9 protein-coding genes are annotated in these 10,143 nt (G+C 29.4%); 1 reads left to right on the top strand and 8 read right to left on the bottom strand.

The window, feature by feature from the left end:
• Positions 1 to 38 precede the first annotated feature (38 nt).
• From Q0516_RS01610 to Q0516_RS01600, 3 genes are all read right to left on the bottom strand, one after another.
• Positions 39 to 503, bottom strand: coding sequence for an AMIN domain-containing protein (locus Q0516_RS01610; protein ID WP_257480467.1), 465 nt, complete (start codon positions 501 to 503; stop codon positions 39 to 41).
• A 61-nt stretch (positions 504 to 564) separates the two neighbouring features.
• Entirely contained in the window at positions 565 to 1,866 is a 1,302-nt protein-coding gene (locus tag Q0516_RS01605; protein WP_294468480.1) for a DUF308 domain-containing protein, read from the bottom strand.
• A 66-nt stretch (positions 1,867 to 1,932) separates the two neighbouring features.
• Positions 1,933 to 3,510, bottom strand: a complete 1,578-nt coding sequence (locus Q0516_RS01600; protein ID WP_294468478.1) for an amidohydrolase — start codon at positions 3,508 to 3,510, stop codon at positions 1,933 to 1,935.
• A 108-nt stretch (positions 3,511 to 3,618) separates the two neighbouring features.
• On the opposite strand from Q0516_RS01600, the gene Q0516_RS01595 reads away from it, so the two are divergent.
• Positions 3,619 to 4,038, top strand: a complete 420-nt coding sequence (locus tag Q0516_RS01595; RefSeq protein ID WP_294468476.1) for a pyridoxamine 5'-phosphate oxidase family protein — start codon at positions 3,619 to 3,621, stop codon at positions 4,036 to 4,038.
• Positions 4,039 to 4,059: 21 nt separating this feature from the next.
• On the opposite strand, the gene Q0516_RS01590 is transcribed toward Q0516_RS01595, so the two are convergent.
• From Q0516_RS01590 to Q0516_RS01570, 5 genes are all read right to left on the bottom strand, one after another.
• A complete protein-coding gene (locus Q0516_RS01590) occupies positions 4,060 to 5,724 on the bottom strand; it encodes a GH25 family lysozyme (protein WP_294468474.1) in 1,665 nt (554 codons plus the stop codon).
• 174 nt (positions 5,725 to 5,898) lie between these two features.
• Positions 5,899 to 6,768 carry a radical SAM protein gene (locus Q0516_RS01585; RefSeq protein ID WP_294468470.1) on the bottom strand — a complete coding sequence of 290 codons (870 nt, stop codon included), beginning with the start codon at positions 6,766 to 6,768 and terminating at the stop codon, positions 5,899 to 5,901.
• 48 nt (positions 6,769 to 6,816) lie between these two features.
• Positions 6,817 to 7,350 (bottom strand): DJ-1/PfpI family protein, encoded by a 534-nt coding sequence (locus tag Q0516_RS01580; protein ID WP_257480459.1) that lies wholly within the window; start codon positions 7,348 to 7,350, stop codon positions 6,817 to 6,819.
• Positions 7,351 to 7,922: 572 nt separating this feature from the next.
• Positions 7,923 to 9,455 carry a DEAD/DEAH box helicase gene (locus Q0516_RS01575; RefSeq protein ID WP_257480458.1) on the bottom strand — a complete coding sequence of 511 codons (1,533 nt, stop codon included), beginning with the start codon at positions 9,453 to 9,455 and terminating at the stop codon, positions 7,923 to 7,925.
• 143 nt (positions 9,456 to 9,598) lie between these two features.
• Complete coding sequence (locus Q0516_RS01570) at positions 9,599 to 10,132, bottom strand: cyclophilin-like fold protein (protein WP_294468465.1); 534 nt, start codon at positions 10,130 to 10,132, stop codon at positions 9,599 to 9,601.
• Positions 10,133 to 10,143 lie beyond the last annotated feature (11 nt).

Below are 10,143 nucleotides of genomic sequence, written 5' to 3'. Positions count from 1 at the left end.
GATAAAAGAATAAAAGAAAATAAGACTCGGGAGGAGTCTTATCTGAGGTTTAGTACTAATTGACTTGAGTCTATTGTTTCATCGGTTCTGTATTTGATTGCTTTATTTAAAGTTACTATGACTTCACTTTTGTTTCCTTCTTGATTTTTAGCTTCAATTTTTTTGATGATTTTATTATTTTTATAATCGGAAATCCTTGCTGTTTCCACATTTACATTATCAAAAGATATTTTGATTTGTTTTTCATTTTTAGAATAACTTATCGTATGAGTTGGGATTTTATCGGTTTCATCAAAATCCATAATTATTTTGGTATCCCCAATCAAATCGTTTATCCAAATTTTTCTAATTGATGTAGCATCGGTATCTTTTCCGCCTTTAAAAGTTTCATCAGTCATATAATTACTCTTTTCATTTGTTTCATAGTCCTTTACGGGATTAGAACATGCAAAAAAGGTTGGAATTATTAGAAGTGTTAGGCAAATACTTATTAGTTTTTTCATTGTTCCTCCTTACAGTTTATTTATTATTATTTTCTGTAAAAAGGGTTAAAATATGCTTGGTTTATTTTACAATACCTTTTGGATTATAAACGGTTTTAGTAATCACTATACTGTTTTTTCTTCTATATTCTCTGTCAAAATAGTTGAAATAAGCACCTGGTGAAATAACTCCGTTAAGATTTAAAATATCAATCCCTGCTTGTCCGAGTATCGAATCGGCAAATTTAACACAATTGGTATAAAATGTAAAATAATATTTAAAACGTCCTCGTTTGATTTTTCTAAAAGTTATGTTATTTGCTTTTGATAGTTCACTTGCATAATCATCATAATCTTTATTCTTATTATTGTAATAATCAATAGGTGCAAGCCAATAATAAGAATTAGCCATATGTTCTTTTATTTTGTTTCTGACTTTTTCGATCTGTAAATCGGTAAGTCTTAAACCAAAATCAAAAATAGTTTTTTCATCGTACCAATTACAAAATTTTATATAGTTTTCTTTGCTATTTGCAAAAAATAAAACGCCTTCGCCCATAGAGCCGAAAAGTTTTAACGATGAAAAGTCATAATTCCCGTATGAAATAACATATCCGTCAAAGAAAAAATCTACGTGTCCAAATGCTCCCGTACCGTCTTTTTTTACATGTATCAATATATCCAAGTTAGGTTCAAGACCTATTTGGTTTTCGCTTAAATTTATTTCTCCATTATTAGTATCTACTTGGTTTATAAAATCATTAACTTTTTTAAGTGTGCTCTTTAAAATATTTGTGGTAAATAAAACCGGGAGTCTAACTGAAAATTTCCTTATAAGTTTATTTGCATAGGATTTCGGTATTTCTTCATCTATAAAGTCGGTAAATATAGTAATTCCGTAAAAAATTAAATATAATCCCGTAAGTTTTGTGATTATAAATGTTTTATCATAAAAATTTGCGGTAATCACGAGAAAAGCAATAACAAAAAATGCAATTGATTTTAATATCATTAATATTGAAAAAGGTGCTTTAGCTTTTTTATATTGATAAAAAACTATTGCTGATATAGTCCCTAAGCACAATGAGTAGAATACTACAAAAGCAGGGAATATTATAAGTATCAAATTAGGCTTTATGAAGGCAAGTATTCCCTGTATAAGTATTATAAAGTCTCCGAGAAGAACAAAATTATTTTTATTATTTTTTTTATTATAAAAAGAATAGAATTTAGATAGAGAAGTATAAATCAAAATAGTCCCTACTATCATAGGGAACCATTCTAAAAATATATCTGTGTTGAAAAATATATAAAAACCGAGAGCTTCCAAAGCGATTGAAGATACGAATAAGTTAAATGCCGATATATTTTTCTTAAATTCCATTTCATTCCTCCTGATGTACCATTATATCATGATAAATAAAAACTTCACAGTTTTGATTTAAAATTTTTAATTGTTTTTATATAAAGTTTTTCCTTCTTTTATCGTTTCCAATATTTTGATTTTCTTCAACTCATCAGGATTATCTAATTTCAATGGGTTTTTATCTAAAATAACTAAATCCGCAAGCTTACCTTCTTTTATGCTTCCCTTGGTATCCTCTTCAAAATATGAATAGGCTGCATTTATGGTAACTGCCTTTAATCCTTCCAGTATAGTTATTTTTTCATCACTGCCTAGCGGGACTCCATTTTTAGTCGTTCTTGTTGCAGCCGCCCATATACTTTCTAAAATGTCAGGATAAAGTACAGGGGTATCTTCATGGATAGTATAAATTAAATCGTTTTTGATTGCTGTTTTTATCGGAGAAATTTTATAAGCTCTGTCTCCTAAATTTTTTAAATGAATATCTCCCCAGTAATATACATGGTCGACAAAAAATGATGGTATCATATTGATCTTTTTCATTCTCTTGATCTGCTCTTCTCTTACTGTTTGAGCGTGTATCATAACAGGTCTTATATTCTTTTTAGGATTTAAAGATTCAAATGATTTTATAAGCTGCTCGGCTGCTGCGTCTCCGTTGCAATGAGTGATGAGCTGGATATTTTCATTTAGAGCTGTCTTGATAAAATTTTTAACTTCTTCATCTTTATAAATAGGGTAGCCATTGTAGTCCTTATCACCTTCATAAGGTCTGCTTAACCAAGCTGTCTTTCCCTGAGGTGAACCGTCAAGAAATAATTTATATCCTCCCATTTTGAAATGATTTATATAATTTAAATAATTTTTATTTTGTTCTAAAATATTTTTGTTGTTTTTTATATCAATATAGCTGACAATGTCTATATCAAGATTGTTATTTTCTGACATTGTTTTTAATATGCTAAATTCTTTTTCTTTGGTAATTCCGTCCTGTGCGGTGGTAATTCCGTAGCTTAAATAGATATTCTCTGCTTTTTTGATTGCTTCTATTATTTTATCCATAGAGAAGTTATCAAATTTTTTTGAATTATTAGTAAATGCCGTTTCTTCCAAATATCCGTTTGGTTTATTTGTACTATCAGTTCTGCCAATTTTACCGCCGTCAGGATCTTTTGTGTTTTCATCTATATTTAATAGTTTTAGTCCTAAAGAGTTTGTAACACCCATATGTCCGGATTTATGCGTTATAAGTATTGGTATTTCACTACTTACTTTATCCAATATTTCTTTTGTAGGATGAATTTTTTCTTCCAAAAAATTATGGTCATATCCAAAACCTATTAAATAATCATTATTATTTAAATTATTTTTTTCTTTAAAGTCTTTTAATATATTTATGATATCGTTAAAATTTTTAGCGTTTGATAAGTCTGCCGTTAATAAAGTCTGTGCGAGAGCCGTGATATGACTGTGAGAGTCTATAAAAGAAGGCATAAGACATTTCTCTTTTAAGTCTATTACCTTTGTATCATCGTCTTTTAATTTTATTATGTCATTATAATTACCCGTCGCTGATATTTTATTATTATCTATTAGTACCGCCTGATTATATAATTCATCCTCCATTGTAACTATATTTTCGCCGTAATAAATTTTTTTCATATTATCCTCCGTTATTATCTTTATTATAACCCATATTTAATAATATAAATTTTACTTTGATAAAAATATTTATATGTTATTATAAAATAAAAAGGAATTATTGAAATTATGAGGGATAAGGAAAAAACAATAGGTAATTTAATAGATAAAGCAAATGTAGCATTTATTGCAAGTGTGGATGAAGATGGCTTTCCCAATATGAAAGCGATGTTGGTTCCGAGGATAAGAAAGGGCATTAGAACATTTTATTTTACTACGAATACTTCATCTATGAGAGTCAGACAATATCTGGGTAATGACAAGGCTAGTATTTATTTTTATGATAAAAGATTTTATAGAGGAGTTATGCTTGTAGGTAATATGGAAGTACTAACAGACAAGGAGAATAAAGAGCTGATATGGCGTGAGGGAGATGATATGTATTATCCAAAAGGTGTGACCGATGAAGATTATGCTGTCTTAAGATTTAGAGCATTTAAGGGGCGTTATTATAGGGATTTTTCAAGTGAAGATTTTATAGTCGAATAAAAAAGCACATAAATGTGCTTTTTATTTTACTATTTTTATATATTTACTGTATACATAGCCGCTGTATTTTTTCTTTCCTTTTGTAAATGATATTCTATACCATTTCTTTCCCTTTTTATCTTTTTTATATCCGGTTATTTTTACTTTTTTATTTCTAGAAACTTTGGCTACTTTTTTATAATTAGTACCAGCATTTTGTCTTACATAAACTTTTGATGCTTTTATAATTCCACTAGCCTTCATTGATACCAATGTCTTTTTAACTGCTTTGGCTTTTAAAGTCGGTGAGACACCGCCTAAATAATATTTACCGCCTAAAGTTGTATATGCTCTGACCTTATATTTATAGGTCTTATTCTTGGATACTTTTCTATCCTGATATTTGTTGGCTTTAAGATTTTTACATAAAACATATTTCTTTTTCTTTGGAGAATATTTATACAATCTGTAAGCTTTTGCTCCCGGTACTTTAGACCATGCTAAATTTATTTTTGATGTAGATGAAGTGGTTACTTTTAACGTCTTTACCTTCTTCGGATCTGTAATAGTCTTTAACTTGTCAGAAGCATCACTGTAAATGTATTTACCGTCTTCCACTTTATAACTTCTTATTTTATAATAATAAACTGTAGCTGCTTTTAACTTGGAATCCGTAAATGTTGCTGCAGAGCTATTTTTTATATCTTTTATTTGAACATATTTTTTTAGTTTAGGATTGTATCTGTAAATTATATATCCGTCTGCATTTACTGCTTTGTTCCATGTTATTTTGATTTTACTGTCACTGCTTGATGTATGATTTAGTTTCATGGAGGAGTACCAAAAGTTCATATCCACTCTTCCTGATATACCGCTTACTTTTCCGTCCGAAGAGTACTGCCAAAAGTTATAATCTCCGTCATAAGATGTACTCGTATTGTAATGTGCAAGCCATACAGGATATTTTGCGTCTATTGTGTTTTTGTTTAGACTATTGTTTAACATGCTGTAGTTAGCATATAACATAGGGGTATATCCTGCAGCTTTTATTGTATTTAAAAATTCCATGCATATGTTTGTTGCAGCGGTCTTGGATAGTTTTGCTTTGGTAAGTCTGCCGGAAGAACCTCCTGAGTATTCGTAATCCATTACTACGGGAAGATCCATTTTATATCCTTTTATTTTCTTTAAAGTATAATTTGCCTCCTGCCTTGCTTCTGTTTTTGTTATAGCTTGTGAGAAGAAGTAAACACCTACTTTGAGACCGGCTGCTTTTGCACCGTTTATATATTTTACAAACATGCTGTCATCAAAAATAGTTCCGCTTTTACCGTAACCTCTTGCCGCAACTCTTATAAATACGTACTTTATACCTGCATTTTTTACTTTGGTCCAGTTTATATTGTTATTCCAAACAGATACATCGATACCATTTGCAATAACACTGCCGTCGAACTTGCTGTTATGAGTATAGGTTTTACCTGTGAACTTACTTTTAGTTTTCGTGCTCATTGTACTTTTCATAGAACCACCGCCGTAAAAATCGCTTGAAATATCGCCTTTAGCCCTGAATTGTTCGGGGTCATCGACTGCTGTTTTTACTGTTTTTGTACTATTATCAGTATTATTTTCTTTTGCAGCAACGGGAGTAATTGCTATACTAATAATAAACATCAATGATAAGATAAATGATATTGTTTTTTTCATATTTCCTCACTTTAATCCAAATAATTTGTAATTTCTATATTATATATGATAAGTATAGCATAATATCTTATTAAGTGTGCGATATAAAAGCAATTTTAATATTATATGTTCTGATTTTAATTGTTATAAGACATAAATATTTATAATAATAGCGTAAAATCATATATTATGATTTTATAATCCTCTCATATATTCTTCTTTGATATATTCTTTTCCTTTAAGTGCATTATTCAATTTATCAATAAGTTCTTTTTTATCCTGATTTAAAGTTCCTTTTAAATTTAAATAATTAGAAGCATGGTTTGCTCTGAATACGGCATTGTCACAGTTTAAATTTTCAATGAGCAATTTTGTTTCTTTTAAAATATCATAGGGATCCATTAATTTAAATGTACCTTTTTTTATTTCTTCCTCTAAAGGTACGCCCTGTTCTATCATAAGTGTAAGTAGACCGATATATTCGGGGTTCATTCTTGATAAAGTTTTTCCTGTTTCTACCGCGTGTTCTTCCCATAATTCATTTCCTCCGAGACCTGAAATAGCCGTTACAGAAAGGTTTATATTCGCATTATGAATTTTATTCGACGCTTCGATCATTTCTTTTGATGTGACGCCTTTTTTAACTCTTTTAAGTATTTCATCACTTCCCGATTCAAGACCTAGATAAACCATTGTTAATCCTTTTTTTCTAAGGTTTGTTAATTCTTCTTCTGATTTTAAGAGTATACTTTTTGCCGACGCATAACATGTAACTCTTTTACATTCAGGAAAATACTTTTTTATAAAATCTAATATTGTAGCGAGCATATCATATTTGCATATGAGTGCATCTCCGTCAGCTAAAAATATTTTATCGATATTCTTATATAACTCTCTTGCCTCTTTAAAATCTGCTAAAATTTCATCTAGATATCTGATATGAAAATTTTTATCTTTATACATACTACAGAATGTGCAACCATTTTGACTGCATCCCAATGTTACCTGTACAATCAAACTTCTTGCTTCGCTGGGCGGTCTGTATACTGTTCCTTGATAATGCATATGTCCTCCTTTATATCTATAAAAAAGAAAGTGAGAAAACACTTTCTTTTAGTAATATATTTCTTCTTTTGTTTTTTTCTCTGTTTTTTCGCCCATCAACTCTTTTAAGATTGCAAACCCGAAATCAATGGTTGCGGCGGCACTTCTTCCGGTAATAATTTTTCCGTCTGTAACCACATACTCATCTATATAAGTTCCCCCAAAATCTTCGTTCATTGAAGTAAAACAGGTATAATTTTTGTTTTTTAGGTATCCCGCTCTTCCGAGTATTGTAGGACCTGCACAGATTGCACATATATATTTATCTTTTTTACTGAAGGACTTGATTAAATCTTGTACTTTTGTGTTTGCTTCTATGGCTACATACTCCGGACCTCCGGGAAGTATCAATGCTTCATAGTCTTCCTCTTTTATTTTTGAGAATGGTTTTAAATTTGTGCATGTAATCCCAAATCTGCCGGTTGCATCTTTATCGAGAAGTGAATAAACATCCACATCTACATTACCTCTTCTTAAAATCGCAAATGTTCCTATAGCTTCGATTTCTTCAAAGCCGTCTGTTATGATCATACAAACTTTCATATTTATTCTCCTTTATATAAACTTATTTATTATTTATGTTATTTATATATTATAACACTTATTTAAGTTTTAATATAATAGAAGTTAAAGTTTCATTGAATGTTATTAATTAAATATATTATTTGCCGCCGTAAATGATTTTATCGTTTTGAGTAATGATAGGGGATAATTCTGTATTATTTTTTTTAATATTTTTTTAAAATTTTGCAATTTTTAATTTTTTCACCTTAGTTGTTTTAAGGGGTAGTCCGATATGAGTTTTTATAGAAATAGGTTTATATATTTACAAATTCCCTTGAATCAAAATTGGCTTTGTATAGTCTAATGATATATATATAAATGTATTAGTAATATTAATTTTTAGGTTAATGTTTTATGACATTACGGTTTTATATTCTTATATTTTAGGGGTTGCGATTTTATATGATTTTCATTTAGTTTCTAAAAAGAATAATGAATGTTGATTATCTATATAAGGATAAAATTTTATATACTTAATGCTTTCTTGAGATTTAATTTTCTTAAGCTGTTTAAACAATAAAAAAGAAAGTCATTTGACTTTCTTTTAAACATTAATAACTTTGATTTGCTCTTTTATTTTTATAATTTCCGTTTGTTCTTTTTTTGTTTCTGTTTGCATTCTTATTCGATGAATTTCTTCTGTTATTTTCATAAAATATTAAATCGTCTTTTAAAGATTTATTTCCATATGACTTTTGTTTTTTTCTTCTGGAATTGTTTTTGTTACCGTCATTATATCTTTTTGTTTCTTTGTTTATAGTAATATCTTCGATTTTTACGATGTTTTCTTTTGTTTTGCCGAAGTATAAATTTAATGCAGCATTTGCAATTTGATTTTCTGTATATCCTAATTTTTTTAATTCTAATATCATTTCATCATGTGAATTATTTTCTCTTTTAAGTGCGCTTATTATAACCGACATATTGTCTTTTGAGTTCTTTGAATTGATATCATTTTTTGTCGGTATATCTAATTTCTTTATTTTAGAGTTCGTCTCTTTTAAAATCATCTTAAGGTCTGTAACTTGCTTTTTGTTATTCGTCATTGTAATCGATGTTCCGCTTTTGCCGCCTCTTGCAGTCCTTCCTATTCTATGGATATAGTATTCGGAATTCTGAGGTATGTCATAGTTTATAACATATTCAACGTCCTTTACATCGATCCCTCTTGCGGCAACGTCTGTTGCAACCAGTATAGGAGTCTTTGCATTCTTGAAATTAGTCATTACTCTGCTTCTTTCGTTTTGCCTTATATCTCCGTGAAGACATTCCGCACTGAATCCGTTTTTACGAAGGAATTTTGTAAGGTCGTCTACCATACGCTTCGTGTTACAGAAAATTATTGTTAGTTTTGAACCGTAGTAGTGAAGAAGAAGGTTTAACACTTCTTTTTTCTTACCTTTAGGTACATCTATATAATTTTGAGCTATTTTGTTTACCGTAACTTGTTCTTTATCGATTTGAATAAGTAATGGTTTTTTTAGGAAAGTATCTATTATATTCATTATTGCCGGCGGCATTGTTGCAGAGAACAGTACTGTCTGTCTGGTGTCCGGTGCGGTTTTTAAAATCGTATCTATATCTTCTTTAAAGCCCATGCTTAGCATTTCGTCGGCTTCGTCAAGTACGACCATTTTTATGTTTTGAAGCTTTAAAGTACGTCTTTTAAGATGATCTTTGATTCTGCCCGGAGTACCTATTACGATATGTGCTTTTTTTAGTTTGGAAATCTGTCTTTCCATTGATACTCCGCCGTAAATATCTACTACTTTTATATCGGGCATATATTTAATAAGTTTCTTTATTTCTGCATATCCCTGCTGAGCAAGTTCTCTTGTAGGACAAATTATCAACACCTGTGCCGTTGGTTTTTCCTGCTCTAGGTCTATTTTTTCGATTGCGGGAATTGCAAAAGCTATCGTTTTTCCCGTTCCTGTCTGTGATTTTCCTATAACATCAACGCCGCTTCTTATTGCGGGTATTGCTTTATTTTGGATATCTGTGGGATTTTCAAATCCCATTTCATCTAATACTCGATTTATATCTAAGTTTATTTCGAGATCAGAAAATTTAGTTTTGTTCATTTATTTCCTCCTGTACACTTACCTGCAAATAAAAAACGAGGTACACTCCTCGTTTAATTTTATATTATTATATAAATTGCAATACGCGTAAATGTTTATTCAGTATATCACAAAAGTAATAAAAAAGCAACTTACTTTTATTTTTATATTTTAATATTTAATTCAAATGTAACTTTTACATCTTTGTTGTTTCTCAATAAGTTTATCAGCTTATCTTTATCCTCTATATAACCAAGCCTCGTATATTTATAAAATGTCTCAAAATCTTCATAAAATATCACAATGCAGTCATTTCCATAAAGCATTATATCCCCGCTTTTTATATTGTTTATTTCCTCTTCATTTTGTGTAAGATGTGAAGACATATAATAATATTTTTCGTTGTCGTTCATATCCTTCATATTGATTGTTATAGGGAATTGTTTTATGAGTTCTAATGTAGTGTTATTTGTATACAGTTTTGCAGAAAAAGTGTCACTGTCTATAATGATATCAACAGGTATCAATTCTTCATTATAATCGGGATTATTCTTTTTTGCTAAGTTTTTCGATAAAGAAGAAGATGTTTTTATTGTATTATCTTTGTTTAGATTGTAATCATAACTTCTGCAAGCTGTAAATGATAAAGATATTAATATTATAATCAATAAAGAGATTGATTTTTTAATTTTATCCATAATAATATGTA

The sequence above is a fragment of the uncultured Anaerofustis sp. genome, from assembly GCF_938029165.1.
Lineage (GTDB): Bacteria > Bacillota > Clostridia > Eubacteriales > Anaerofustaceae > Anaerofustis.
The sequence above is the reverse complement of the archived record's forward strand: the minus strand, read 5'-3'. Positions and strand labels throughout refer to the sequence as shown.

What these genes read in the sequence shown, in the direction of transcription:
- Q0516_RS01610 (WP_257480467.1), bottom strand. Translation starts at nt 503, where the DNA reads ATGAAAAAACTAATAAGTATTTGCCTAACACTTCTAATAATTCCAACC.
- Q0516_RS01605 (WP_294468480.1), bottom strand. Translation starts at nt 1,866, where the DNA reads ATGGAATTTAAGAAAAATATATCGGCATTTAACTTATTCGTATCTTCA.
- Q0516_RS01600 (WP_294468478.1), bottom strand. Translation starts at nt 3,510, where the DNA reads ATGAAAAAAATTTATTACGGCGAAAATATAGTTACAATGGAGGATGAA.
- Q0516_RS01595 (WP_294468476.1), top strand. Translation starts at nt 3,619, where the DNA reads ATGAGGGATAAGGAAAAAACAATAGGTAATTTAATAGATAAAGCAAAT.
- Q0516_RS01590 (WP_294468474.1), bottom strand. Translation starts at nt 5,724, where the DNA reads ATGAAAAAAACAATATCATTTATCTTATCATTGATGTTTATTATTAGT.
- Q0516_RS01585 (WP_294468470.1), bottom strand. Translation starts at nt 6,768, where the DNA reads ATGCATTATCAAGGAACAGTATACAGACCGCCCAGCGAAGCAAGAAGT.
- Q0516_RS01580 (WP_257480459.1), bottom strand. Translation starts at nt 7,350, where the DNA reads ATGAAAGTTTGTATGATCATAACAGACGGCTTTGAAGAAATCGAAGCT.
- Q0516_RS01575 (WP_257480458.1), bottom strand. Translation starts at nt 9,455, where the DNA reads ATGAACAAAACTAAATTTTCTGATCTCGAAATAAACTTAGATATAAAT.
- Q0516_RS01570 (WP_294468465.1), bottom strand. Translation starts at nt 10,132, where the DNA reads ATGGATAAAATTAAAAAATCAATCTCTTTATTGATTATAATATTAATA.